Source organism: Acinetobacter sp. 2JN-4, from assembly GCF_003687745.1.
GTDB lineage: Bacteria > Pseudomonadota > Gammaproteobacteria > Pseudomonadales > Moraxellaceae > Acinetobacter > Acinetobacter halotolerans.
The window spans coordinates 51,840-77,111 of record NZ_RDNY01000006.1 but is presented as its reverse complement, the minus strand read 5'-3'; the positions used below and the strand labels follow the sequence as shown (position 1 = coordinate 77,111).

The 25,272-nt window shown below is 39.5% G+C and carries 25 protein-coding genes; 13 read left to right on the top strand and 12 right to left on the bottom strand.

Translation table 11 applies throughout. The annotated features are described in order from the left end of the window. Window positions 1-22: 22 nt before the first annotated feature. The 6 genes from EAH57_RS10035 to EAH57_RS10010 all read left to right on the top strand — a co-directional run bounded on the left by EAH57_RS10035 (window position 23) and on the right by EAH57_RS10010 (window position 6,572). Window positions 23-1,402: an L-serine ammonia-lyase gene (locus EAH57_RS10035; protein WP_121929931.1), complete on the top strand. Its 1,380-nt coding sequence runs from the start codon at window positions 23-25 to the stop codon at window positions 1,400-1,402. A gap of 137 nt (window positions 1,403-1,539) precedes the next feature. Further along, window positions 1,540-2,229: a dienelactone hydrolase family protein gene (locus EAH57_RS10030; protein ID WP_121929930.1), complete on the top strand. Its 690-nt coding sequence runs from the start codon at window positions 1,540-1,542 to the stop codon at window positions 2,227-2,229. Between the two features lie 75 nt (window positions 2,230-2,304). Next, on the top strand, window positions 2,305-2,742 hold the full coding sequence (locus EAH57_RS10025) for an RDD family protein (RefSeq protein ID WP_121929929.1): 438 nt from the start codon (window positions 2,305-2,307) through the stop codon (window positions 2,740-2,742). Window positions 2,743-3,067: 325 nt separating this feature from the next. Further along, window positions 3,068-3,775: a hypothetical protein gene (locus tag EAH57_RS10020; protein WP_121929928.1), complete on the top strand. Its 708-nt coding sequence runs from the start codon at window positions 3,068-3,070 to the stop codon at window positions 3,773-3,775. Window positions 3,776-3,906: 131 nt separating this feature from the next. Continuing rightward, window positions 3,907-4,626, top strand: a complete 720-nt coding sequence (locus EAH57_RS10015; RefSeq protein ID WP_121929927.1) for an MgtC/SapB family protein — start codon at window positions 3,907-3,909, stop codon at window positions 4,624-4,626. Window positions 4,627-4,739: 113 nt separating this feature from the next. Then, window positions 4,740-6,572: a monovalent cation:proton antiporter-2 (CPA2) family protein gene (locus EAH57_RS10010; protein ID WP_121929926.1), complete on the top strand. Its 1,833-nt coding sequence runs from the start codon at window positions 4,740-4,742 to the stop codon at window positions 6,570-6,572. Window positions 6,573-6,615: 43 nt separating this feature from the next. On the opposite strand, the gene EAH57_RS10005 is transcribed toward EAH57_RS10010, so the two are convergent. From EAH57_RS10005 to EAH57_RS09990, 4 genes are all read right to left on the bottom strand, one after another. Then, on the bottom strand, window positions 6,616-7,788 hold the full coding sequence (locus EAH57_RS10005) for a benzoate/H(+) symporter BenE family transporter (protein WP_121929925.1): 1,173 nt from the start codon (window positions 7,786-7,788) through the stop codon (window positions 6,616-6,618). Window positions 7,789-7,940: 152 nt separating this feature from the next. Further along, window positions 7,941-8,591 carry a leucine efflux protein LeuE gene (leuE, locus tag EAH57_RS10000; protein WP_121929924.1) on the bottom strand — a complete coding sequence of 217 codons (651 nt, stop codon included), beginning with the start codon at window positions 8,589-8,591 and terminating at the stop codon, window positions 7,941-7,943. A 73-nt stretch (window positions 8,592-8,664) separates the two neighbouring features. Continuing rightward, window positions 8,665-9,654, bottom strand: coding sequence for a transaldolase (gene tal / locus EAH57_RS09995; protein ID WP_121929923.1), 990 nt, complete (start codon window positions 9,652-9,654; stop codon window positions 8,665-8,667). A 111-nt stretch (window positions 9,655-9,765) separates the two neighbouring features. After that, a complete protein-coding gene (locus tag EAH57_RS09990; protein WP_121929922.1) occupies window positions 9,766-10,656 on the bottom strand; it encodes a LysR family transcriptional regulator in 891 nt (296 codons plus the stop codon). 105 nt (window positions 10,657-10,761) lie between these two features. Here EAH57_RS09990 and aceI point away from each other — a divergent pair, with 105 nt between their 5' ends. The 5 genes from aceI to EAH57_RS09965 all read left to right on the top strand — a co-directional run bounded on the left by aceI (window position 10,762) and on the right by EAH57_RS09965 (window position 17,922). Further along, window positions 10,762-11,193 carry a chlorhexidine efflux PACE transporter AceI gene (gene aceI / locus EAH57_RS09985; RefSeq protein ID WP_005196664.1) on the top strand — a complete coding sequence of 144 codons (432 nt, stop codon included), beginning with the start codon at window positions 10,762-10,764 and terminating at the stop codon, window positions 11,191-11,193. A 254-nt stretch (window positions 11,194-11,447) separates the two neighbouring features. After that, window positions 11,448-12,260 (top strand): SDR family NAD(P)-dependent oxidoreductase, encoded by an 813-nt coding sequence (locus EAH57_RS09980; protein ID WP_121929921.1) that lies wholly within the window; start codon window positions 11,448-11,450, stop codon window positions 12,258-12,260. Window positions 12,261-12,342: 82 nt separating this feature from the next. Beyond that, on the top strand, window positions 12,343-15,804 hold the full coding sequence (mfd, locus tag EAH57_RS09975) for a transcription-repair coupling factor (RefSeq protein ID WP_121929920.1): 3,462 nt from the start codon (window positions 12,343-12,345) through the stop codon (window positions 15,802-15,804). A 194-nt stretch (window positions 15,805-15,998) separates the two neighbouring features. Then, window positions 15,999-16,433, top strand: coding sequence for an HIT domain-containing protein (locus tag EAH57_RS09970; protein WP_004671603.1), 435 nt, complete (start codon window positions 15,999-16,001; stop codon window positions 16,431-16,433). Between the two features lie 49 nt (window positions 16,434-16,482). Continuing rightward, on the top strand, window positions 16,483-17,922 hold the full coding sequence (locus tag EAH57_RS09965) for an adenylate/guanylate cyclase domain-containing protein (protein ID WP_005197351.1): 1,440 nt from the start codon (window positions 16,483-16,485) through the stop codon (window positions 17,920-17,922). Window positions 17,923-18,018: 96 nt separating this feature from the next. Here EAH57_RS09965 and fdx read toward each other — a convergent pair whose 3' ends face one another. From fdx to EAH57_RS09925, 8 genes are all read right to left on the bottom strand, one after another. Next, window positions 18,019-18,357 (bottom strand): ISC system 2Fe-2S type ferredoxin, encoded by a 339-nt coding sequence (gene fdx / locus EAH57_RS09960; RefSeq protein ID WP_121929919.1) that lies wholly within the window; start codon window positions 18,355-18,357, stop codon window positions 18,019-18,021. Window positions 18,358-18,374: 17 nt separating this feature from the next. Next, on the bottom strand, window positions 18,375-20,234 hold the full coding sequence (gene hscA / locus EAH57_RS09955; protein WP_121929918.1) for a Fe-S protein assembly chaperone HscA: 1,860 nt from the start codon (window positions 20,232-20,234) through the stop codon (window positions 18,375-18,377). Between the two features lie 38 nt (window positions 20,235-20,272). Beyond that, complete coding sequence (gene hscB / locus EAH57_RS09950) at window positions 20,273-20,791, bottom strand: Fe-S protein assembly co-chaperone HscB (RefSeq protein WP_004671593.1); 519 nt, start codon at window positions 20,789-20,791, stop codon at window positions 20,273-20,275. Between the two features lie 84 nt (window positions 20,792-20,875). After that, window positions 20,876-21,196 carry an iron-sulfur cluster assembly protein IscA gene (gene iscA / locus EAH57_RS09945; RefSeq protein ID WP_004671592.1) on the bottom strand — a complete coding sequence of 107 codons (321 nt, stop codon included), beginning with the start codon at window positions 21,194-21,196 and terminating at the stop codon, window positions 20,876-20,878. Between the two features lie 29 nt (window positions 21,197-21,225). After that, window positions 21,226-21,612 (bottom strand): Fe-S cluster assembly scaffold IscU, encoded by a 387-nt coding sequence (iscU, locus tag EAH57_RS09940; protein ID WP_004671591.1) that lies wholly within the window; start codon window positions 21,610-21,612, stop codon window positions 21,226-21,228. Window positions 21,613-21,691: 79 nt separating this feature from the next. Continuing rightward, window positions 21,692-22,909: an IscS subfamily cysteine desulfurase gene (locus EAH57_RS09935; RefSeq protein ID WP_121929917.1), complete on the bottom strand. Its 1,218-nt coding sequence runs from the start codon at window positions 22,907-22,909 to the stop codon at window positions 21,692-21,694. Window position 22,910: 1 nt separating this feature from the next. Continuing rightward, entirely contained in the window at window positions 22,911-23,384 is a 474-nt protein-coding gene (locus tag EAH57_RS09930; protein ID WP_004671589.1) for an Rrf2 family transcriptional regulator, read from the bottom strand. Between the two features lie 108 nt (window positions 23,385-23,492). Beyond that, window positions 23,493-24,140, bottom strand: coding sequence for a hypothetical protein (locus tag EAH57_RS09925; RefSeq protein ID WP_121929916.1), 648 nt, complete (start codon window positions 24,138-24,140; stop codon window positions 23,493-23,495). Between the two features lie 206 nt (window positions 24,141-24,346). Here EAH57_RS09925 and EAH57_RS09920 point away from each other — a divergent pair, with 206 nt between their 5' ends. Further along, the gene (locus EAH57_RS09920) at window positions 24,347-24,802 is read left to right on the top strand and encodes a phasin family protein (protein ID WP_004671587.1); all 456 of its coding nucleotides are present in this window, start codon (window positions 24,347-24,349) and stop codon (window positions 24,800-24,802) included. Window positions 24,803-24,970: 168 nt separating this feature from the next. Then, window positions 24,971-25,243, top strand: coding sequence for an HU family DNA-binding protein (locus tag EAH57_RS09915; RefSeq protein WP_004639426.1), 273 nt, complete (start codon window positions 24,971-24,973; stop codon window positions 25,241-25,243). The last annotated feature ends 29 nt before the right edge of the window (window positions 25,244-25,272 follow it).

Genomic DNA, 25,272 nt, shown 5'->3' with positions numbered 1-25,272 from the left:
GGATACAGGAGGATAATAATATATGACATTGAGCGTCTTTGATCTTTTTAAAATCGGTGTTGGGCCTTCGAGTTCACATACCGTTGCACCCATGCGAGCAGCATATCGTTTTACTCAAAGCTTAAAATCCCAAAATATTTTAAGCAAGGTTGCGAAAGTTCAGATTTTTTTATACGGTTCATTGTCTTCTACAGGAATAGGACATGGCACAGACAAAGCCACACTTTTAGGCTTGATGGGAAATGATCCTGAAACTATTGATATTCCGCTTAGCCAAGTTCTTTTAGAGGATGTGTTTGAGTCCAAAATACTCAAAATAGATGCGATTCATGCGATCGACTTTGATCCACGCCAAGATATTATTTTTATTGATGAAGCTTTGCCTTATCACCCGAATGCAATGATGATAAAGACCGAAGATGCTGAGGGAAATGAGCTTTATTCAAACATATATTATTCAATTGGTGGTGGATTCATCATCGATGAGAGTCAAATAGATCAAGGAAGTTTTATTGATGATCATACGGTCGTTCCTTATCCATTTCAGAGTGCTAAAGAATTATTGGCGTTGTGCAAAACCCATCAATGTAGCATCAGTCATTTGATGTTGGAAAATGAAAAGAGTTGGCGCAGTGAAGCTGAAATACGTGCCAAAATTATGCAGATTTGGCAAGTCATGCAAGTTTGCATCCAAAATGGATTGCAGCATGAGGGGATTTTAGCTGGTGGATTAAATGTGAAACGCCGAGCTAAAAACATTCATCAACGCTTACTCAAAAAAGAAAATGAAAATTTGATTGCAACCACATTTAATGCGATGGAATGGGTGAATCTATACGCACTTGCAGTCAATGAGGAAAATGCCGCGGGTGGGCGTGTCGTCACTGCACCCACCAATGGTGCAGCTGGAATTATTCCCGCAGTTTTATCATATTACGTGAATTTTTCTCACGACGAGTCTGAAGACACCATCGTTCGATTTTTCTTGAGTGCAGCAGCTGTCGGTATTTTATGTAAATTGAATGCCTCAATTTCTGGGGCTGAGGTAGGCTGTCAAGGAGAGGTGGGGTCAGCTTGCGCGATGGCTTCGGCTGGATTGGCTGAAATTTTAGACGGTACGCCTGAACAGGTTGAACATGCTGCTGAAATTGGGCTGGAACATAATTTAGGACTGACCTGTGACCCTGTTGGTGGTTTGGTACAAGTGCCTTGTATTGAACGGAATGCAATTGCAGCAGTGAAAGCGATTAATGCTGCTCAGATGGCATTACATGGTGATGGTGAGCATTATATTTCGCTGGATAAAGTGATTCAAACTATGAAAGAAACAGGCAAAGACATGTCTGATAAATATAAAGAAACCTCAAAAGGTGGTTTGGCGGTCAATTCGATTGAATGTTAAAACTTTTGATTGCACTTTATATTGAGATAGAAAATTTTTGACGGTAAAAAAGGATGTGGTCAGACATCCTTTTTTATTTGACAATTAATATTGTCACAAATAGTATGGATGTAATTTATATAACATAGATCACTAAAATGGAAATAAAAACAATCACTTTATCCACTCGTCAAATCGAAGTTGAGGTGTATACACCGACTCAATCCACAGAAAAATTACCTGCAATTTTATTACTTCATGAATTATATGGCGTCATTGATGCTTATCGTGAAGATGCGCAAGATTTAGCAGATCGAGGCTATTTGGTTTATGTGCCGAACTTATATAGTGGCGGAGCAGTCAAATATTGCATTCGAGCAATGGTGGCCAAAGCAGGTCGTAGCAATGCAGCAGACAGTGATGTCAATAAAGAAATTCATGTATTGTTAGATGCGTTAAAAGTTGATCCAAGGTCAAATGGTCGTTTAGGCATGTTAGGGCAGTGTTTAACAGGCGGATATGTGATTCAAATGGCGAAGCGAGATGATATGTTGGCGCCAGTTGTCTATCATCATTCTTTGGGGATTGAAGGAGCGGGAGTACCGAAAACAGAATCATTAGACGAAATTCGTTTACTACAAGGTCATTGGTCTGATCAATTTGATCCATTTTGCCCAGCTAAAAAGCGTAATAAGTTGATTGAGCAATTGGGTGATCGTGTAGAAGCTTATACTTATCCGATGCCACATGGTTTTCGTACAGTTAGTCGAGATCGTCCTGAGTCAGCATTGGTTTGGCAGCGTACAGTCGAGTTTTTTGACCGTGAATTAAAACAAAAGGTAATATGATTTATTGCATCAACAGTTTATTATTTATCAGTATTTGTCTTTAATTTTAATATAGAAATAAAAAGTGAGGGGAAAATGTCTCATAAATATGAGTATGCGGGTTTTTGGATACGCTTTGGTGCAGCGATTCTAGATACGATCATTATTATTGTTGCTTTGATTCCACTTACCATGCTTTTTGGTGGTGGTGATACAAGTGTTTCATCAGATGGTTTTTCTTCATTCCAATTCATGTCTACATTTGATTGGATTTGGCAAATCCTAACAGCCGTTTTTTATATATTTTGCTGGATTAAATTCGCAGGAACACCGGGGAAACGTTTATTACGTTTAAAAGTGCTGGATGAGAAAACGGGTGAACATGTTTCTGTTGGTCAAGGTATCATTCGCTATATCGGTTATTTCCCAGCAACTTTAGTATTGTTTATTGGTTTAATCTGGGTGGCGTTCGATCCGAAAAAGCAAGGTTGGCACGACAAAATGGCAAAAACAGTTGTGGTGAAAGAGCTTTAATTTAGAGAGTTTTTTCGACACAATTTTTGGGTTTTAATAAAAAATCACATTATAGGGCTTGTTTATACGTTAACGCGCCCTATAATGCCGATGAGTTTATTCAACGGAGATCCTAAATGGGAAGTTGTTCGAGGTTCGGGTTTAGTGATCAATTAAACCAAAGCGAATACTGAGCAATATAGCCTTTTAGGTCGGCTATCTTGCAATGGGATAGCTTTGATTAAAACTGTATTTACCCCCTCTATAAAATTTTTACCTATCAGCAAAAATTTATTGTATTTGAATACGACCTGTTTAGTTTCTCACCTAAAATGGGGAGAAGCCTATGTTTTTTCATGCTTCCATTCAATGTTACGGTGTTATCAGTATATTGGCGCTGTGTGGATTATTGCTGTCTACTCAAAAGAGCAAAGCAGATCCATTATTAAATACCGATGACGCTTCAATTACAGACGCTCATCGCTGTCAATTAGAAACATCTTATTTATATTTAAAAGACGGTGCGTGGTCATATCAAGCCACACCTGCCTGTAATCTAAATCAGAATTTAGAAGTTTCAATTGGCTATCATGCGACTAAAGAGCTTGATCAGGTACGCGGTTTTTCAGCACAAGTAAAAACTGTCGTAAAACCGATGGAAAATGACTGGGGTATTGCAACCAGTTTGACGCTGTCCAGAGATAATCAGGCTGAACAGCGTACTGATTTTGATTGGTTTTTAAATGTACCTGTAAGTTTTAATTTTCTAGATCAACGTTTAGCGCTGCATAGTAACTTAGGGTATCAATATGCTCAAGATCATGCACGGTTATTACGTTGGAGTATTGCCACAAATTATGCCCTAACGGATCGCCTAGCTTTAAGTGTTGAAACCTATAATCAAGATCGTCAAGCGCCACTCTTTCAAACGGCTGTGCATTACAGTCTTATTCCCAATGTCTTAACTTTAGAAGCCTCTTTGGGTGATCGTCTCCATGATTTAAGACAACGATGGTTTGGATTCGGGCTAAGTTTTACCCCTGCATCACCATAACAATTCATTTCTTTATCATCTAAGTTTTCTATATTTACCCATTATTTGGATTGCCTATATGTGTCTAACACAATAGGCAAAAAATATGTATACCCGCCGTTATGGCTGGCAATAATGATTAGAGGCATCTAATGCAATTAAAATTTCTACAAAATATTGATTTGATCAATACCGTTGATACGTTAATTAGTCTTAGCGTCGCCTTCATTTTAGGCGCACTCATTGGTTTTGAAAGACAATATCGCCAACGAACTGCAGGATTAAGAACCAATGTGCTGGTTGCTGTGGGTGCTGCGATCTTTGTCGATATTGCAATCAATTTAACCGGTGCAGATGGGGCAGTTCGAGTGATTGCTTACGTAGTATCTGGTATCGGCTTTTTGGGCGCAGGTGTGATTATGCGTCAAGAAGGAAACATCCATGGATTAAACACAGCCGCAACTTTATGGTGTTCGGCAGCAGTGGGAGCATCTGCGGGCTCAGATCTGATCATAGAAGCAATCTTGGCGACATTATTTATTTTGGCAGCAAATACGTTATTGAGACCCATCGTGCATGCAATTGATCGTCGCCCATTAGATGATGAAACGGAAGTGCTGCATGTGATCTATATTGTTTGCGACCGCAGTCATAGTAAGGTGGTGATGGATGAACTAAATTCGACGCTTAAACATCATAATTACCCAGCTAAAGACATTGATGTTACGCCCTTTGGTGAAAAAGAAGTGGAGATAGAAGTGACTTTGATTGCTACCTCAATCGAGGCTGATGAGGCGCAACACATCATCAATCATTTGAATGCGATGCCACAAATACGCCAAGCTTTTTGGGATAAGAATGCAACAGACTAAAAACGTTGGTGGATGTCTATGCAAACAAATAGGATGCATTATCCTATAAATGCGCTATCCGTCTTTTATTCTTTCAAATAGAATGAAATCAAATTGATAACAATGAGAACAGTATGAGTTCAGAGGCTGATTCAATAAGTTTAATTGCTCCCGTCGTTTTATTGGCTGCAGCAGTGATAGCTGTGCCCATTTTTAAACGTATCGGACTGGGTTCGGTATTAGGTTATCTAATTGCTGGTTTGATTATTGGGCCATTTGGTTTTGCATTTTTTCATGAATCCACATCCATCCTGCATATTGCTGAATTGGGCATTGTGATGTACCTCTTCGTGATTGGTTTGGAAATGCAGCCCTCACATTTATGGAGTCTTAGGCGGGAAATCTTTGGTTTAGGTACTTTGCAAATTATAGTGAGTGCCTTGGCTTTAACTGGTGTGGGCATTCTATTTGGATTTACATGGCAAATTGCTTTTATTGCAGCAGCAGGTTTTGTGCTGACCTCAACCGCCATAGTGATGCAGTTATTGGGTGATCGTGGAGATATTGCTCAACCTCGAGGGCAAAAGGTTGTTTCCATATTATTATTTGAAGATCTGCTCATCGTTCCATTATTGGCCATAATTGCATTTATGGCGCCCAATCATGTGGTAGAAACAACTTCAGCACGCTTAGAAACCATTGGTATTGGTTTGATTGCGATAGCTGGTCTTATTGCAGCAGGTTATTGGTTACTCAATCCATTATTTAGATTGTTAGCAGCGGCTAAAGCCAGAGAAGTCATGACAGCCGCAGCGCTTTTGGTGGTGTTGGGCGCAGCATTGTTAATGCAAGTGAGTGGCTTATCTATGGCGATGGGCGCTTTTCTCGCGGGTGTACTTTTATCCGAATCAACTTTTCGACATCAAATTGAGGCAGATATTGAGCCGTTCCGAGGGTTGTTACTGGGGCTCTTTTTCCTCGGTGTAGGGATGTCACTTGATTTATCCGTAGTTGCACAAAATTGGCAGCTCATCATTAGTGGCGTATTAGCCATGATGTTTGTAAAAGCATTGATGATTTATATCGTTGCGCGTGTCACGAAAAGTTCTCATATCGATGCTTTGGATCGTGCTTTACTCATGGCTCAAGGTGGTGAGTTTGCGTTTGTACTATTTGCTGCGGCCGTCAGTGCTCAAGTCATTGATAATACAATTAGGTCAAACCTTACCGCGATTGTGGTACTTTCAATGGTACTCACGCCTATTTTTGGTATTATTTTCAAACGATTTACAGAGAAAAAAGATACGATTTCTCTGGAAAACGTCAATATAGCAGAAGGTCTAAGTGGTAGCGTCTTGATGATTGGATTTGGTCGTTTTGGTCAGGTCGCCAGTCAGTTATTATTAGCCAGAGGCGTTGATGTCACTATTATTGACAATGATATTGATATGATTCAAAACGCAGAGAAATTTGGTTTTAAAATCTATTATGGCGATGGTGCACGTTTAGATATTTTACATGCCTCGGGTGCTAAAAATGCACAAGCTATTGTGGTGTGTGTGGATAGTAAGGCAACAACCAATAAAATCGTCGAATTGGTGGGGCATGAATTTCCACTTGCTAAACTACTTGTGAGATCTTATGACCGTGAACATTCGTTGTATTTGGTCAAACAGAAAGTCGATTATATGGTCCGTGAAACCTTTGAATCAGCCATTAAGTTTGGTGGGGTGATTTTAAAAGAGTTAGGTGTTGATCAGGATGAAGTGAAACGTATTAGCAATGAAATCCGTGATCGTGATGATGAGCGTTTTGAAACTGAAATAGCCGCAGATGATGTTTATGCTGGGGCTGGTTTACAATACACCCATGCACATCCACGACCTACAGAACCACTGCTTCGACCAAAGCAGGTTGGGCGAATTTTAAATGATGAAGAAACCCAAAAAGAGTTAGAGGATAAATAACCTTAAAGATTTACCCTCTGTACAGCATAAGCCTTAGTTTTGACTAAGGCTTATTTTTAAATCTAAATAGCATTAAGACAAAAAGGCCCAGAATAAGTCCCCAAAATGCAGAGCCGATACCCAAAAGCTGAATACCAGAAGCACTACACAAAAAGGTCAGTAACGCAGCTTCACGTTCTTCTACGTTGGAAAAAGCCACTGCAATGTTATGGCTGATGGTGGCAAATAATGCAATGCCAGCAAGTGCTACAATAAAGATTTGTGGAAATGACATGAGTAGGCTGACTAAAGTCGCAGCAAAAAGCCCCATGAAAATATAAAATATACCGCAACTGATTCCAGCAATATAGCGTTTGCTTGGATCGGGATGAACTTGATCATCTAAACTCACTGCTGCACTAATGGCGGCTAAATTAACCGAAAAACAGCCAAAAGGTGCAAACAGGGTATGCGCAACACCTGTCCAGCCCACGAGTTGATTGACGTGAGGGTGATAGCCATAGCTTTTAATCATCGCTATACCTGGTAAATTTTGTGAAGTCATATTGATCACAAATAACGGAAGCGCTAAACCAAGAACGGCAGACCATGAAAATGCGGGTTGCATCCATACAGGTTGAGTCAAAGACCATGTAATCGGTTGCAGCTGAAAATCAATAAACAGGGGGCAAATTGCTGCACCTAAAAGCACAGTCAAAACGATGCTATAACGTTGAAATAAGCGCTTAGAGACAAGATAAATCGCCAACATACTGAGAATAAAACCTAGATGGCTTTCTAGACTACTAAAGATTTGAATACCAAACTTTAATAGAATCCCTGCAAGCATGGCGCAGGTTAGACTGGTTGGGATATGTGCCAACAACCTTTGAAAAACACCTGAAAATCCAACAATTGCAATGGCAATCCCGCAGATGACAAACGCACCGATGGCTTCATAAAGATCATAATGTCCTGTAGAGGCAATGATGAGTGCGATACCAGGGGTCGACCATGCAGTAGCAACAGGATATTTATATTTCCAAGAGAGGATTAAACCAGAAAGTCCAATCGCTAAACCGAGTGCCCAGAACCATGAACTGATTTGTGCCGTGTTCGCACCTAAAGATTGGGCACCTTGAATGACGAGAACAGCCGAAACACTAATGCCAATCAAAAAGGTGATAAAGCCAGCAAATACCGCAGGGATCGAAAAATCTTGAATTAGGCGTTGCATTATATGCATCTATACTTGATTAAAATTTGTTGAAAAGTATATCGTTAATATGGCTTAAATCGTAGTTCAAAGATGATTGAATAAATTGATGATTCGGTTAAAACAGATGGGGATGAAACATCATGAGCTACTTTCTTGCCGTAAATTCTAGATCAGGACAAGGTTGAAGTTGCGAGCCTTAAGCCGAAGCCGAAGAATAAAATCCCGACCAAAAATACACCGCCAGCCGCGAGTTTATAATTATTTTTGAAAAAACGAGCTAACTTTATGCCTGAAAAAATAAGTGCGGTTAGATAACTAAAGCTGACGATTTGTAAAATCAATGCCAGTACCAAGAAACTCAACATTGGATAGGGATAATTTGGCTCAACGAATTGCACAAAGAACGATAGGAAAAATAGAATTGCTTTGGGGTTCAATAAACTAATGCTAAGCGCAGTTCGATAGGGATGCACTTTATCTAATTGCGGTAAATCAGCCATTTCTGCGTGATGTGGCGGTTTCTTCCACGTTTGATAAGCACTTTGTAGCAGTTTGAAACCCAAATAAGCCAGATAACAAGCGCCTGTTATTTTGAGAATAACAAACAGAATCGGGAACGCTTTTAATAAAGATGCCGCACCTAAAACAGTACAAATAATTAAAATAAAATCGCCAGTAAATACGCCGCAAGCAGCAGCGTAACCTGTACGTATTCCATAGCGTGAGGCAACAGACATCACATAGACGGAGTTCGGGCCGGGTAATAAAATAATTAAGATTGTACCAATAATATATGTGGTTAAATCTGTGATACCGAACACACTGAACTCTTAAAAAAACCGATTTTCACTAATATAGCAAAAATCGGATTTTAATAGGTGAAAATTCAGCTAATTATGGGCTGATTTCAGCATCAATACCAAAAGATTGACGGAGTAACAAACTCAATTGGTTTCGCGCTTTAATAAAGCCATCAATGCCACCTTGGAGCAGTTGAAATGCCATTAAATCATGTTCGAGTTCAGCTTTAAAACTTTCTTTGCTTTGAGCAGAGCGTTCGATTTTTTCAGCTTGTTGTGCTGACGTAGTAGAAAGTTGAGCTTCAACAATATGTTGATCTTGTCCCAATTGATTTAATAGATTTGGAGCAATGGTCAATAAATCACAACCTGCTAAGCCAAGTACTTGGGCTGTACTGCGGAAACTCGCCCCCATGACTTGAGTTGCGATCCCTTGTTGTTTGTAGTAGTTATAAATTTTCTTAACCGATAAGACACCAGGGTCTTTTTCGATAGGATATTGATCCACGCCTTCGGCTTTTTTATACCAATCTAAAATACGACCTACGAAAGGAGAGATCAAAGTCACTTTTGCATCTGCACAAGCTTGTGCTTGATGTAAGCCAAACAATAAAGTCAGGTTACACGGAATCCCTTCGGCTTCAAGCACCTTAGCAGCTTGAATGCCTTCCCATGTAGACGCAATTTTAATTAGAATACGTGATTGTTCAATTCCATATTCCTTATAGAGTTTGGAAAGTTCACGTGCTTTAGCAATCGTTGCTTCTGTATCATAAGACAGTAAGGCATCAACCTCAGTTGAAACACGACCATCAATTAATTTTAAGATTTCAACGCCAAATTTGACTGTTAGAATATCAATGGTACGTTCAATTAACGCATCACTTTGATAACCTTCTTGTTTTGCTTGTGCATAAGCATCTTCAATCAGTTCTTTGCTTTCTGGCTGTTCAGCCGCAGCCGTAATCAGTGATGGATTTGTTGTTGCGTCTAATGGACGAAATTTTTCAATTGCTTCCAGATCACTACTATCTGCGACAACAGTCGTTAAATTCTTTAATTGGTCTAATGCGGTTTGAGTCATTGATATAACGTTCTTTCTTAAACAATATTATGGGTAACTTCATTTATAACACAATCCACAGGAAAGCAAAGCACCGCATTTTAGAGAAATGTTGAGGGTCTGTTGACCGAGCTATTTCATTTGTTGACGTTGATTCCGAATATGTTCAATCAAAAAACGTGCGGCAGCACCTAACTCACTTTCACGACTCCAAACGAGATCAACGTAGTATTCAAATTTTGGACTAAAATCATATAACTTCAAAATTTTCAGCTTCTTTTTTAATTCAGGGTTTTCATTAAACATTTCTAAAGGCAGAACACCCCAACCTAAATTTCGGACAATCATCATACAAGCGGAATGATGGTTGTCAGTACGCCAATAGTCTTTGGAAAAGAGAAGTTCAGGTTTGATGTTTTTATCACGACTCGCAACAACGATTTGACGTGTCTGTACCATTTGTTCGAATGATACTTGCTCAAGTTGCGCCAAAGGATGATTTTCAGCAATTACAGGAACTAAAGCTTCCTGTTTTAGTTCAACAAACTGTTCCCGACTATCTAAATGTTCTCGTTCAAACATTAAAGCCAATTGCGCCGACTGGTCGAGCAACATTTGCAGCGCATCTTCTTGCGGAGCAGAAACGATATTAATCGCAAGGCTAGGGAAGTGTTGCTCAAGTAGCGTGATGTAATCTGTCCAATTGGTATGTAATAGTTCTGACACGACGACAATATTTAGAGTTGATTCTAAACCTGTACTGAGTGCATAGGCATGCTGTTTCCATTGATTCATTTCAATCAAAAGTTGTTGTGTTTTTCCGTAGAGGACGATTGCTTCTGCTGTTGGCGTTGGCTCGCGTCCAATACGATCAAATAGGTTGAGGTTGAGATCTATCTCCAAGTTCGCAATCGACATACTTACCGCAGAAGGCACTTTACCTAATTTACGGGCGGCGGCGGAGAATGAACCTATTTCAATGACGGTTTGAAACATGAGGAGTTGTTCTTGATTTATATTCATTGATCTAAGATGCTCATCTATCAAAAAAAATGAAAGAACCTGATTGGATTAATCAACATTATAAAAATAAAATGAGCCATATCCAAACAATAGAGTGTTTTAAAAATGTTGATTTCCAAAAGAAGACTCATTCATGCGATTGTCTATGAAGTGATTTTATTGGTCATCATCGCAATTGCGTTAAGTTTTATTTTTAGCATGCCGTTAGAAGTTACGGGTGTTTTAGGTACGATCATGGCCGTTATTTCCGTATTTTGGAATATGGTTTTTAACCATTATTTTGAAAAGGTTGAATATAAATATCAGTGGGAAAGAACGATTCCAGTGCGTATTTTACATGCGATTGGCTTTGAGGGCGGTTTGATGCTCGCAACAATTCCAATTATTGCCTATATGATGCATATGAGCTTCATTGATGCATTAATCTTAGATTTTGGTTTGACCATGTGTATCTTGGTTTATACTTTTATCTTCCAGTGGTGTTATGACTCAGTAGAGGGGCGTTTCTTCCCAAATGCGAAGTTAGCCGCGCAATAACGATTGATAAAAAAGCATTCTTTAAGCCTAGCGCTTTAAGAATGCTTTCATGTAAATAGCCTAAGTAATATCCAAATTTTTTTAAAAAAATCATAAGACCGTAAGATCTAATAGCGAAATCAAAATATATATAACGTTAGATCATAAGAATTATCTGTGCTTGATTAAAGTGGCAAACAAAAAAATAACTTTAGGTCAAACTGAGAAAAGCAAGATAAGTTATATAAGAGTAATGAAAATAATTAGGTAAAAAAATGAAGAGTTTAAAAGGGAAAACGATTGTAATCACTGGTGCATCGGGTGGGATTGGTGAACAGGCTGCCATTCAGCTTGCGTTATTAGACGCTAAAATGTGTCTGATTGCCCGCCGTGAAGATGAGTTAAAACGAGTTCAGCAGATTATTCAAAAACTTGGCGGTCAAGCATGGATTTATCCTGCTGATATTACAGAGGATAATGCTTCAAAAAATTGTATTGAACAGATATTAAAAGAACATGCGAAAATTGATGTATTGATTAATAATGCTGCTCGTTCTATACGTCGTCCTATCATTCAGACATTGGATCGATTGCACGATTTTGAGCGTACCATGCAAATTAACTACTTTGCGGCAGTACGTATGACATTAGGCATATTGCCACACTTTCTTTTAAATGGGAGTGGGCATGTCATCAATATTTCAACAATGTCTACTCAAGTTCCTATCCCATTGTTTTCAGCCTATTTGGCTAGTAAATCAGCATTAGAGTCATTTTCTCGTTCGATGGAGATGGAACTAGGTGAGAAAGGGATTGATGTGAGTATTGTATATTTCCCAATGGTGAGAACACCGATGTCATCTAAAACAAAAATTTATAAACATATGCGGATGCTAGACACATCTACCGCAGCAGAATGGATCGTTAAAGCAGTGGAACATAAATCATATCGTATTACCAGTACCAGTGGTGCAATTGCAAATGTTTTACTCAACATTGCTCCAGCTACTGTGATGAATCTAACCCGACCATTATTCCGCTTGATGGATCAGCAGCTAGAGAAAAAATTAAAAGGTAAATCCAGTTAGTCTTCTTTCTGGATTCATATCAACATAAAAAACATCATGCTAAAATAAGCTACTTGTCATTATAAATTGCACGATTTTCTCTATGTTTCAGCAAGAAATTTCTCAATTAAATCTACAACAACTCAAAGCTGGCGAAAAACGCTGGATTGGTTCATTACTTGGGTCATCGGCAGCACTATTATTTAAAGAAATCGCGATCCAAAGTTCGAATCTATATGTGATTGTAACGAGGAATAATCAGCATCTTGCGCAGTTAGAAAGTGAACTCGAATTTTATGGCATAAAACCAATCATTTTCCCAGACTGGGAAATTTTACCCTATGACCGATTGTCTCCGCATCAGGATATTGTTTCAGAACGATTGGCGATTTTATCCAACATGCCACAAAAAGGCATTTTACTTGTATCAGCCAGTACCTTAGCACAACGAGTTGCGCCTTATTCATGGGTGGTCGGTGAACACTTTGATATAAAAGTGGGACAAAAATTAGATTTAGAGGTTCAAAAGAAGCAACTGGTACAGGCGGGTTACCGTTTAGTCGATACCGTATATGATCATGGCGAGTTTGCTGTTCGAGGCAGCATCATGGATATTTTTGCGTCTGGACAAGAACAACCGATTCGAATAGATCTCTTTGATGATGAAATTGAAAGCCTAAAATTCTTTGATCCTGAAACCCAAAGAACAACAGAATCTTTAAAAAACTTCACAGTTTTACCTGCAAAAGAATTTCCTTTAAAAGAAGGGCGCTCTACTTTTAGAGATCGTTATGCGGAAAGTTTTCCGACGGCCAATCCGAAGAAAAATCCCATTTACCAAGATGTATTAGAGGGGATTGCAACACCAGGATTGGAGTTTTACTTACCATTATTTTTTGATAAAAAGATAATGGAAGCACAAAGTATGCTAACGACGTACTTACCAAAGAATTGCATTGTCATTACAAATAATGAAATTGAAGATGAATTAATCAATTTTTGGAAAGAAGTCATACGCCGTTACGAAGACCGCCGTCACAATATTGATCAACCTATTCTTCCACCTGAAGAATTATTCTTGATGCCAAATCATGTGTTGCAGGCATTGAATCAACTTCCACGCATTATCGCGTCTGCTGATGCTTTTGAGAACAAAGCTGGCGTACTCAACTTAGCGGCTGAGCAACCCACTAAACTTGCAGTTGAACCAAAAAAAGAGCAGCCCTTTGAAGCCGTCAAACGCTATGTAGATCAAAGCAATCATCCCGTTTTATTGGTGGCTGAAAGTGCGGGTCGTCGTGAAACCTTAAAAGATGCATTACGTTCTGCATTGGGTGAGATTACGACTGTAGAAAGTTTTGCTCAATTCCAAAAAGAGAAATTACGTGTTGCGATTACCAATGCACCTTTAGATCGTGGATTATTGTTAACGGATCAATTGACCGTTATTTCAGAAAATCAGTTGTATGAACATCGTGTCGTGCAACGCCGTCGAAAACGTCAACAAGAAGTTTCTGAAGAGTTCTTAGTCCGTAGTTTGACTGAGTTAAATATTGGCGCGCCAGTAGTTCACATTGATCATGGTGTGGGGCGCTATGCAGGATTAATTACACTTGAAATTGATCGACAGGATCATGAGTTCTTACAACTTGATTATGCTGATAGTGCAAAAATTTATGTTCCCGTCACCAATTTACATTTAATCAGTCGTTATAGCGGTGGTGATCCTGATCTTGCACCTTTACATAAAATTGGTACAGATACATGGAGCAAAGCCAAACGCAAAGCTTTAGAGCAAATTCATGATGTAGCTGCTGAGTTGTTACATATTCAGGCTCGGCGTCAAGCTAAACCAGGCTTTGCATTTGAGCTAGATCAAATGGCGTACATGCAATTTTCCAGTGGTTTTGCCTACGAAGAAACGTTGGATCAAGCCAATGCAATTGATGCCACATTACATGATATGCAACTGGCTAAACCGATGGATCGGCTGGTGTGTGGTGATGTTGGTTTTGGTAAAACCGAAGTTGCGATGCGAGCAGCCTTTGTTGCTGTTCAAAATGGCAAACAAGTTGCTGTACTTGTACCGACCACATTATTGGCACAACAGCATTTTGAATCGTTTAAGGATCGCTTTGCCGATACTGCCGTCAGAATTGAGGTTTTATCTCGTTTTGGCAGTAACAAAACCCACTTAAAAATCATCGAAGATTTGGCGGATGGTAAAGTAGATATCGTGGTGGGAACACATAAGATTCTTCAAGAAAATATTCAATTTAATAATTTAGGTTTGATGATTGTGGATGAAGAACACCGCTTTGGTGTTCGAGACAAAGAGCGAATCAAAGCCTTACGTGCCGATGTTGATATGCTGACTTTAACGGCAACGCCGATTCCACGTACGCTTAACATGGCCTTTTCGGGCATGCGGGATTTATCAATTATTGCCACGCCTCCTGCACGCCGTCTAGCGGTCAAAACCTTCGTACAAGAACATACCGATGACTCAATCAAAGAAGCAATCTTACGTGAGTTGTTACGTGGGGGGCAGGTCTATCTTCTGCACAATGAAGTAGAAAGTATTGAGCGCGCAGCAGAAACTATTCGTACCTTAGTACCTGAAGCTCGTGTCGCAGTCGCACATGGACAAATGCGAGAACGTGAACTTGAGCAAGTGATGCAGCAGTTTTATCACAAAGAATATAACGTTCTAGTTTGCTCGACCATTATTGAAACAGGGATTGATGTTCCAAATGCCAATACGATTATTATTGAGCGCGCTGATAAGTTAGGTTTGGCCCAGCTACACCAATTACGAGGACGTGTTGGTCGTTCGCATCATCAGGCTTATGCTTATTTGCTTGTGCCTTCACTGAAGCACTTAAAAGGCGATGCAGAAAAACGTCTGGATGCGATTCAGCGCGCCTCAACTTTGGGTGCTGGTTTTATGCTGGCGACAGAGGATTTGGAAATCCGCGGTGCGGGTGAACTTCTCGGTGAACAGCAAAGCGGTTCAATGCACGCCATTGGATATAGCTTGTATATGGAAATGTTAGAAAAAGCGACCAAAGCGATTCAGAAAGGTAAAACGCCAAACTTTGATGCACCGTTGTCCTTGACTGCTGAGATTAATCTGCATATGCCAGCGCTCATTCCTGATGATTATTTAGGGGATGTACATCAACGCTTACTTTTCTATAAACGCATTAGTAATACGGATACACAGGAAAAGCTAGATAATATCCGCATGGAGTTAATTGATCGTTTTGGCATTCCACCACAACCCGTTAAACAACTCTTTAGCGTTCACCAAGTCCGTTTGTGCGCGGAACAAATTGGAATTACTAAAGTTGATATCAATAGCAATGGGGGGTATGTTGAGTTTTCACCTGATACCCCAGTACAAGCGGTCAGCATTATCCAATTGATGCAGAAAAATCCAACTTATTATCGGATGGAAGGTGGTCAACGCCTGAAAATTATGGTGCAGCTTGCTGAATATGATAAGCGTATTCAATTCATTATGGATTTATTGAATAAATTATTAAATGAAATGAATAGCTAGAATCAAATCATGATTTGTTGATTAATTAAGCAAGTTTGTTTTTTTGTAGGCTAAGTACATTTCTAGGATTAAAACCTTATGCAATAAATGAGGAAAATCATTGTTATTTGTAATCAAATAGCCTACTTAGAATATTCACATCAGAACTGATGTGGTAGTATTGATCATCATTATTCTGCATCATTTATAAAGATATGTTTAGTTTGCATCCCCAACTTGCTCAAGATACATTTTTTGTAGGCGATTTCCCGCTTTCAACATGTCGTTTAATGAATGATATGCAATTTCCTTGGTTGATCCTTGTGCCACGCGTACCAGGAATTACAGAGCTATATGAACTCAGCCAAGCAGATCAGGAACAGTTTTTGCGTGAATCAAGCTGGTTATCTAGCCAACTTTCGCGTGTATTCCGTGCGGATAAAATGAATGTTGCCGCGTTAGGCAATGTTGTACCTCAATTGCATTTTCATCATGTTGTACGTTATCAAAACGATGTTGCATGGCCTAAACCAGTTTGGGGAAATCCAGCAGTCCCTTATAGCAATGATGTACTCGCGCATATGCGCCAAACATTGATGCTTGCACTACGTGGACAAGGCGATATGCCATTCGATTGGCGCATGGACTGATCTAAAAATAGAAGAAAAATAGTATTCTATAATAAGAAAGGAGGATAGAGTGTCGCTAGACAGGTTGATTGATAAAGAACCTAGACAGTTCGCTTACTTTCATCGTTTGATGGGATATTCGATTCTGTCACTAATTTTGGTAATTTATACATTTACCTCATCGAGTGCTAACTATCAACTTTATATCCTCCCTTTATTATTGATTTATTTTTTATTTTGTCCTCGACTCGAAAAATGGCTGCAATATAAATACGATAAAAAAACTGAAAAAAATGTGTATTTCGCCAATGAGGCGATCATCGTCTCAATTGTTCTCGCTGCACTTCATTTAAGTTTAGTTCCAACCTTTGTTATTATTTTTGCCTTATTATATGTTGGATTGAACAATAGAATTTCTTTACCGATTGCTTGTCTGATCGGGCTTATCGGTGTCATTACATTCTATTTTAGTACCTTTTTTATATTTGGTGCTGAACAGTATTTTGAGCCGACAAATCCAGAACTGACCGTGGTTAGTTTGCTGGGTTTAATGGTATTTATCGTCATTGGAAATTATTACCAGCATCGTCGATTGAGTGTCTTAGGGCAGCAACGTCAGCATTATCATAATCAAATGACGCGCTATATTGCTTTTGCAAATCAGTTAAGTCGCTACGCGCCATTACAACTGTGGCAGTCGATTATGCGCGGTGAAGCTGAAGCAAAAATTGAATACAAGCGTAAAAAACTCACCATTTTCTTCTCTGATATACAAGGTTTTACCGAACTATCAGAAACGCTTATTCCAGATGATTTGGCTTTTTTACTCAATGACTATTTGAGTCATATGACTGAAATCGCCAAACAATATGAAGCAACTGTCGATAAGTTTATGGGAGATGCCATTCTCATTTTCTTTGGCGATCCAAACTCGCAGGGCACAGAGCAAGATGCAAAATCTTGTGTGGAAATGGCAATTGCGATGCGTCAACAAATGAAACTGTTGCGTGAGCGGTGGAAGAAAATGGGCTATCCAGCGCTGCATATCCGCATGGGAATTAGTACGGGCTATTGTCACGTAGGCAATTATGGCGCATCGCATCGTATGGCGTATACCATCGTCGGGCGCGATGTGAATTTGGCATCACGATTACAATCTGCCGCAGAAGTTGACGAGATTCTTATTGCCGATGACACACATCAACTCATCAAAAGTGAATTTCTTTGTGTGCCTAAAGTCCCGATCTACTTAAAAGGGATTCAAGGACCTGTTAAAACTTGGCAAGTGATGGAGAAGTTCACAGGTAAGAAATCTGATACGCAAAAATGGTTCGATTATGATTATAAGGGTTTCCATTTGGTCTTGAACCTAGAGGAAGTCCAAAACTATGAATATCCTGAATTGGTTGAGATTTTAGAAACCATGATTGAGCGCATTCAGACGCATCAAAAAATTACCAATGCGCAGGGTGTTCCGAAGCTCACATTAGATGATGAAGTTAAGCAATAAGCACTGAACGATCATATTTTATTTTTCATTACAGAATAAAAAACCCTCTTTTAAATTGATTAAAAGAGGGTTTTTTTAAATCGTTAAGCAATAAACTTAATGGTTTTCCGAAGCGTGGTTGATGGTGTATTTAGGAATCTCAATTTCTAAATCTTCATCAACGATGACCACTTGGCAAGATAGGCGTGAATCTGGTTCAAGACCCCATGCGCGATCGAGCAAATCGGCTTCTACATCATCCATTTCTTCAAGGCTATCAAAACCTTTACGAACTACCACATGGCAGGTCGTACATGCCGCAGACATATCACAAGCATGCTCAATTTTTATGCCTTGCTTGAGTAAGCTCTGGCATAAATTGGCATTGTGTTCGACTTCAAATTCAGCACCTTCAGGGCAGATTAGAGCGTGAGGGAGCACTTTAATACGTGGCATATTGATCACCTATACCGTTAGTTTGAGTTTGACCAATCTTCAAGTTTTGTACCCTTTAAGGCATGGTCAATATGTCGGTTCATACGAAGTGCAGCAAATGCATCACTATGAATCTTAAGTTGTTGAACAGCATTTTCTATCGCTTCGAGTTCATTGGTTTCAAGGCGAACTTTCAATGCTTCGGCAGCTAGGATCAGATCACGTGCTTGTTGCTGCGTTAATAAATCCGTATCTGCTTTTAAAGCTTGTTCTAAAGCTTCTAGCTCACGCTGAGCTTCGACTTTGGTTTCTTGCAAATGACGAAGCTGTTTATCTTCCTCAGCATGTTGGAAACCCTCTATAAGTAAACGTTCAGTATCTGTTGATGACAAACCATAAGACGGTTTGATGTCAATTTTAGCTTGAACGCCAGAAGTCGTTTCTTTTGCTGATACAGTGAGAAGTCCATCTGCATCGACTTGGAAAGTCACCTCAATGCGAGCTTGTCCAGCAGTCATCGGTGGAATGCCATGTAAAACAAAACGTCCTAATGAACGGCAGTGTTCTACCAAATCACGCTCACCTTGAACCACATGAATCAACATTGCTGTTTGACCATCTTGGTAAGTCGTGAACTCTTGGCGACGCGCAACAGGAATAGCGGTATTACGTGAGATTAAGCGTTCAACTAAGCCGCCCATAGTCTCTAAGCCAAGCGAAAGTGGTGTTACATCGAGAAGTAGCGAGCCGTCCTGACTATTTCCAATCAGTTGATTGGCGGTAATCGACGCACCAATTGCAACAACTTCATCAGGGTTAATTGTGCACAATGGTTCACGTTCAAACAATTCTGCAACTGCTTTTTTAACAGCATAAGAGCGTGTTGAACCACCAACTAAGACTACATTTTCAATATCGTCTAATTTAAGTTTTGCATCACGTAAAACGCGCTTACATACGCTTATGGTTTTATCGAGTGCAACTTGAATGATCGATTCAAAAGTTGTACGGTCTAGCGTCAGGCGGTCATCTAATAGTTTTAATTCAGTAGATTCGTGCTCTGTTAAATATTCTTTTGCTTGGCGAGCAGCAACAATGAAAACGGCATATTCTTCATCATTGAGTGTCTCAATGTTGAGCTGTTTCTTGGCCCATTTCACGATGAGACGGTCTAGGTCATCACCGCCAAGTGCAGTGTGTCCACCAGTTGCCAATACTTCAAATACACCCTGCGAAAAACGCAAAATAGATACGTCAAATGTACCACCGCCTAAATCATAAATGACGTAGTTACGATCTGTACTCAGATTGGTTTCTTGATCAAGACCGTAAGCAACTGCAGCAGCAGTTGGCTCATTCAACAAGCGTAATACATTTAAGCCAGCAAGTTGGGCTGCATCACGTGTTGCTTGACGTTGTGCCTCATCGAAATAAGCAGGAACAGTAATGACTGCACCATTGACTGGATTATTTAGGCTTGCTTCTGCGCGTTCTTTGAGATTTTTTAAAATCTCAGCAGAAATCTCAACGGGAGTTTTGCGACCCGCTGGCGTTTCAAAAGCTGGCATTTCATTTTCAGCACCAACAAGTGTGTAGGGATGCTGGAACTTAATATCGGACTGTGAACGGCCCATAAATCGTTTAACTGAAACGATAGTGTTTTTGGGATCGGTCATCATAAAGGGTTTGGCTTCATAACCAAACGTTGTTATATCCTTTGCATAATGAACGATAGAGGGTAATAACACTCTATTTTTTTCATCTTGTAGAACTTTCGGTTTTCCCGATAGCACTGTCGCCACTAAAGAGTGGGTTGTCCCTAAGTCAATGCCAATCGCAATGCGGTGTTGATGCGGGGCAGTAGATTGACCAGGTTCAGCAATTTGCAAAAGTGCCATGCGTGAGTTATCCCTTGAAAATAATCGGTTAAAGCGGACTAAAAATCATCGTCTAAATCGAAGCTATCTTCTGCATCGAACATGCGATCTTCAGCTTTATCAATATCATTCATAACGCGTTGGAAGAAACGTAGCTTACGTACGGTATCGCGTGCTTCAGCCCAGTCTTCTTCCGCGTAATCGATTTTAAACTCGCGCACTAAGCTATCAATCCATTGTTGAATATCTATTTTTAAGGTGTGGAGTTGATCTGTTGATGTTGCTTCATCGAGTTGTTCGCGCATTTCCAGTGCAGATTGCAAGAACTCAAAATCATTGATGGATTGATCAAGATGATGATCTTGTTTTTTTAAGCCAAGCAAATATGCAGCGCGGCTATCAACATGTGATAACACTTTATACGCTTGATTGATGTCACTGGACTTGATCAAAGCTTGATCTTTATCACTCGTCTTATCTGGATGATATTGCTGTTGCAAACTTAAAAACTGTTTTTTTAAAGCTGCTAAATCTATATCGAGTGCTTCGGGTAATAAGAACAGCTCAAAATGATTCATGGGAGATGAATTCCGCTATTGTTAAATACGTTAAAACAGTGCGGAACACACTGTTTTGACGAGAAGAAAGAAAGGAGAGTGGAATTAAACAGTAAAAGATTCACCGCAGCCACATTCACCTTTTTGATTTGGGTTGCTAAATTCAAAGCCTTCATTTAAGCCGTTTTTCACGTAGTCCATTTCTAGACCATCGAGATAAACTAAGCTTTTAGGGTCGACAAAAACTTTAACACCAGATTGTTCGAAAATTTGATCATGTGTGTCTATGTCATCAACAAATTCGAGCACATAAGCCAAGCCAGAACAACCTGAAGTTTTCACACCAACACGAATGCCTTCACCTTTACCTCGATTTTGAAGGTAATTGCTGATATGAGCTGCAGCATTTTCAGTTAAATGGATCATGAAAACTCCAATGTTTGATCGGTCATCAATTAAGCTTTAACTTTTTTGCCGCGATAATCTTCAATCGCAGCTTTAATCGCATCTTCAGCCAATACAGAACAGTGTACTTTTACTGGTGGAAGTGCTAACTCAGTTGCAATATCAATATTTTTGATTGCTTGAGCTTGATCTAGTGTCTTGCCTTTTAACCATTCGGTTACAAGGGAGCTTGATGCAATTGCAGAACCACAGCCATAAGTCTTAAAGCGCGCTTCTTCAATAACACCATTGTCATCGACTTGAATTTGTAGACGCATGACGTCGCCGCACGCTGGTGCGCCAACCATACCTGTACCTACATTTTCAGCATTTTTATCTAAAACACCAACATTACGAGGATTTTCGTAATGATCAATTACCTTTTCACTATAAGCCATGTTGCTTCTCCAAACCTCGGGGTCAGCCTAATATTAATATGAGGGCTAAAACACGTTTTTCAATTGTATGTTCAATGAATTAGTGTTCAGCCCACTCAACTGTTGAAAGGTCAATACCTTCTTTATACATATCCCAAAGCGGAGAAAGTTCACGCAATTTCTCAACAGCAGCTTTGGTAATTGTTAACACGTGGTCGATATCTGCTTCAGTTGTGTACTTACCAAAACTAAAACGGATAGAACTGTGTGCTAACTCATCAGATAAACCTAAAGCACGTAAAACGTATGATGGTTCTAGTGTTGCAGAGGTACAAGCAGAACCACTTGAAACTGCTGCATCTTTTAGTGCCATCATTAGGGATTCACCTTCAACAAAGTTGAAGCTGACATTTAAATAATTTGCAACGCTTTGAGTCTGGTGGCCATTTAAAAACACTTGTTCAAGGTCTTGTAAGCCATTCCATAACTTGTCACGTAGCTGACGAATACGCGTTTGTTCTGTTTGCAGATTTTTGCCCGCAATTTCAAAAGCTTCACCCATACCCACAATTTGATGTGTCGCTAGAGTGCCCGAACGCATACCGCGCTCATGACCGCCACCGTGCACTTGTGCTTTAAGGCGAACACGTGGACTACGGCGAACGAAAAGTGCGCCAATACCTTTAGGACCATAAATTTTGTGTGCTGAGAAACTCATCAAATCGATTTTCATGGTTGAAAGATCAATTTCAACTTTACCTGCTGCTTGAGCGGCATCAACATGGAAAAAGGTTTTGTTGGCACGTGTCAATTCACCGATCGCAGCAACGTCTGTTACTGTACCAATTTCGTTATTGACCATCATTAATGAAACAAGAATCGTGTCTGGGCGCAATGCAGCCTGAACCATTTCAGGGGTAATTAAACCCGTGCGTGGTTCTGGTTCTAAATAGGTGATTTCAAAACCTTGTTCTTCAAGTTCACGACAAGGATCTAACACTGCTTTGTGTTCGATTTTACTTGTGATGATGTGTTTGCCTCGAGAGCCGTAAAATTGGGCAATCCCTTTTAGAGCCAAGTTGTCTGACTCGGTTGCACCTGAAGTCCAGACGATTTCGCGTGGATCTGCTTTGATTAGATTCGCAACTTGCTCACGTGCATATTCAGCTTTTTCTTCAGCTTGCCAACCATAGGCATGCGAACGTGAAGCAGGGTTACCGAAAGACCCTTCGAAGGTTAAGCATTCCATCATACGTTCCGCAACTTCAGGAAGTACGGGGGTGGTTGCTGCGTAATCAAGATAAATTGGACGTTTCATGTCAAATACCTGTAACCGATAGAAGGGCTGAATCTAAACTTACTGAATTTTGGCGGACTGCAACGGTTTGCACGTTGTCACGAGCGATTAGGTCGGCAAGAGTGATTTTTGCAAGATAATCGGCAATATGGTGGGAGAGTTCTTGCCATAAGTCATGCGTTAAACACATTGCACCATTTTGGCAGTTGCCTTTATGGTCGCAACGTGTCGCATCGACAGTTTCATTTACAGCTTCAATAATTGCTAGTACTGTGATTTCACTTGCTTTTCGGGCAAGGTGATATCCGCCATTTGCACCACGAACGCTTGAAACTAAGCCGTGTCGTTTGAGTTTTGCGAATAACTGTTCTAAATAAGCGACTGAGATGGATTGACGATTTGCTATTTCAGCAAGCGTGATCGTTTGTTCAGTTGGCTGCAAAGCTAAATCAAGTAGAGCAGTCACTGCGTAACGACCGCGAGTAGTAAGGCGCATGATTCGATACACATGGTTAGACTAGATGTCTAAATTTTATGAATTCCGACTAAAATAGTCAAGTTTTTTAATTGCCATTGTGCAGGTGAAAAGTAAATTAACTTGGATTTATTGTATCCACGCATTATAAACAAAAAAAGTAATAAAAATAAAGCTCAATACAGCGAAGCCGATATTGATCAAACGCTGCCGTTTTTGTAGACGGAGAATACGATTTTGATGTTGCTTCACCTCTACAAGTAATGTGTTGATTTCGGAACGTTGTTGATCAATTTTGTCGAGTAATGGGGCAATACGGTGCTGTGATGCAATTGTATCTGCGTCATCACCAAAGGTGTTCAACCATTGTTTCCAGTTAACCAATATGCTCGATAAAGTGAGATGAGGAACTAAATCAGTAAATTGTTCAGCGAGCGTTGCATCGCCTAAAATACGCATATTGTTAATACTACGTTGATTGTTAAACACAAAGATTTTAATCAGATCGATAAGTGTGCTATTAATTTCTAAATCTACTTTTCGATCGAGTGCTTTCATATCAAACAACAGACCTTTTTCTGTGAATTGGATATAAAAGTCAAAGAAAGGAATGTAGCTGTTAATACGAATCGTAATCTTTTGATCAATTAACTTTTTTGCTTGCAAGCGTAGTGCAGCATCATGTGTGAGGATGAAAGAGAAAAAAGTTTCTAAAACAATGATGACAATGTTTAGCAACAAATGTGGGTGTTTATGTCTTTGTTGCGTATCACGCATAAGTCTCTTTTTCCTTACCAGTTAGTCCAAAAAACAAAGCCTGTAAACTTGAGTATCCTTACTCAACTGTTAAAAACAATTTACACGACTATATTGCTTTGTAGAACAGTTTTTTAAAACGATCAAGTCCTAATTTTGATATTATAAAAACATTTTTATGGTTAAATACGACATGTTGTTTGTAAAGTGCTTAGGAGTAATGGTTCATGGATAAGGCAAGTAGAGAAAATGTGAGTGAAGAAACAGAGGCAGGAACTAAGCTAAAATCAAAGAGTTCCAAGAAATCGGCACTCGATTTTAAAAAATACACACAACAAATTTGGCTAGCAGGTTTAGGGGCTTTTTCTCGCGCTGAGGAAGAAGGAAATAAATTATTCGACTCATTGGTTAAAGTTGGCGAAGAGTTGGAGTCAAAGACAGTAGATTTTGCTGACAATACTGTTGGTAAGGTTACAGAGAAAGCAAAAGAATCTGTCACGGATACCAAAGATAAGGTTGAAAAGATTTTAGATAGTGGGGTAAATCACTCTTTAAATCGAATTGGATTGGTGACGCCGAAGGATCTTCAGCATATTGAACAGTTATTGGTGCAACTACATATTAAAGTCGATGCTTTAATCGAAGAAAATGATCAACTTAAGGCTAAATTGAATAAAAAGTAAAAAAATTGCGAGCAACTCGTCCGTTTATGTCGTATTTCGGTATTTATTTTAATTAAAAGGTCTTTCTAGTATTGCGTTCTCCCCTAAAGCATTGCTATAAAGGCTGCATGGCCTTTTAAACTATAGCCTTGGATCTTAACAAACGATATTAAGAGGATATTTTTTATCATGAATAAATCAGAATTAATTGATGCGATCGCTGAAAAAGGGGGAGTGTCTAAGTCGGATGCTGGTAAGGCACTTGACGCGACAATCGCATCAATCACTGAAGCACTTAAAAAAGGTGATACGGTTACTTTAGTTGGTTTCGGTACTTTTAGCGTAAAAGAACGAGCTGCACGTACTGGTCGTAATCCTAAAACTGGTGAAGAGCTTCAAATCAAAGCAAGTAAAGTACCTAGCTTCAAAGCTGGTAAGGGTTTAAAAGATTCGGTTGCGTAATCTTTCTAAATCAATAAACGCACCATTTT

Excerpts from the sequence above, each read along its gene's own strand:
- EAH57_RS10020 (WP_121929928.1), top strand. The coding sequence starts at position 3,068 with ATGTTTTTTCATGCTTCCATTCAATGTTACGGTGTTATCAGTATATTG.
- aceI (WP_005196664.1), top strand. The coding sequence starts at position 10,762 with ATGTTGATTTCCAAAAGAAGACTCATTCATGCGATTGTCTATGAAGTG.
- EAH57_RS09930 (WP_004671589.1), bottom strand. The coding sequence starts at position 23,384 with ATGCGCCTTACTACTCGCGGTCGTTACGCAGTGACTGCTCTACTTGAT.
- EAH57_RS10035 (WP_121929931.1), top strand. The coding sequence starts at position 23 with ATGACATTGAGCGTCTTTGATCTTTTTAAAATCGGTGTTGGGCCTTCG.
- tal (WP_121929923.1), bottom strand. The coding sequence starts at position 9,654 with ATGACTCAAACCGCATTAGACCAATTAAAGAATTTAACGACTGTTGTC.
- EAH57_RS10005 (WP_121929925.1), bottom strand. The coding sequence starts at position 7,788 with ATGCAACGCCTAATTCAAGATTTTTCGATCCCTGCGGTATTTGCTGGC.
- EAH57_RS10015 (WP_121929927.1), top strand. The coding sequence starts at position 3,907 with ATGCAATTAAAATTTCTACAAAATATTGATTTGATCAATACCGTTGAT.
- iscA (WP_004671592.1), bottom strand. The coding sequence starts at position 21,196 with ATGATCCATTTAACTGAAAATGCTGCAGCTCATATCAGCAATTACCTT.
- EAH57_RS09920 (WP_004671587.1), top strand. The coding sequence starts at position 24,347 with ATGGATAAGGCAAGTAGAGAAAATGTGAGTGAAGAAACAGAGGCAGGA.
- EAH57_RS09970 (WP_004671603.1), top strand. The coding sequence starts at position 15,999 with ATGTTTAGTTTGCATCCCCAACTTGCTCAAGATACATTTTTTGTAGGC.
- EAH57_RS10010 (WP_121929926.1), top strand. The coding sequence starts at position 4,740 with ATGAGTTCAGAGGCTGATTCAATAAGTTTAATTGCTCCCGTCGTTTTA.
- EAH57_RS09980 (WP_121929921.1), top strand. The coding sequence starts at position 11,448 with ATGAAGAGTTTAAAAGGGAAAACGATTGTAATCACTGGTGCATCGGGT.
- EAH57_RS10025 (WP_121929929.1), top strand. The coding sequence starts at position 2,305 with ATGTCTCATAAATATGAGTATGCGGGTTTTTGGATACGCTTTGGTGCA.
- EAH57_RS10030 (WP_121929930.1), top strand. The coding sequence starts at position 1,540 with ATGGAAATAAAAACAATCACTTTATCCACTCGTCAAATCGAAGTTGAG.
- hscA (WP_121929918.1), bottom strand. The coding sequence starts at position 20,234 with ATGGCACTTTTGCAAATTGCTGAACCTGGTCAATCTACTGCCCCGCAT.
- iscU (WP_004671591.1), bottom strand. The coding sequence starts at position 21,612 with ATGGCTTATAGTGAAAAGGTAATTGATCATTACGAAAATCCTCGTAAT.
- hscB (WP_004671593.1), bottom strand. The coding sequence starts at position 20,791 with ATGAATCATTTTGAGCTGTTCTTATTACCCGAAGCACTCGATATAGAT.
- fdx (WP_121929919.1), bottom strand. The coding sequence starts at position 18,357 with ATGCCACGTATTAAAGTGCTCCCTCACGCTCTAATCTGCCCTGAAGGT.
- EAH57_RS09935 (WP_121929917.1), bottom strand. The coding sequence starts at position 22,909 with ATGAAACGTCCAATTTATCTTGATTACGCAGCAACCACCCCCGTACTT.
- EAH57_RS09990 (WP_121929922.1), bottom strand. The coding sequence starts at position 10,656 with ATGAATATAAATCAAGAACAACTCCTCATGTTTCAAACCGTCATTGAA.
- EAH57_RS09925 (WP_121929916.1), bottom strand. The coding sequence starts at position 24,140 with ATGCGTGATACGCAACAAAGACATAAACACCCACATTTGTTGCTAAAC.
- mfd (WP_121929920.1), top strand. The coding sequence starts at position 12,343 with ATGTTTCAGCAAGAAATTTCTCAATTAAATCTACAACAACTCAAAGCT.
- EAH57_RS09915 (WP_004639426.1), top strand. The coding sequence starts at position 24,971 with ATGAATAAATCAGAATTAATTGATGCGATCGCTGAAAAAGGGGGAGTG.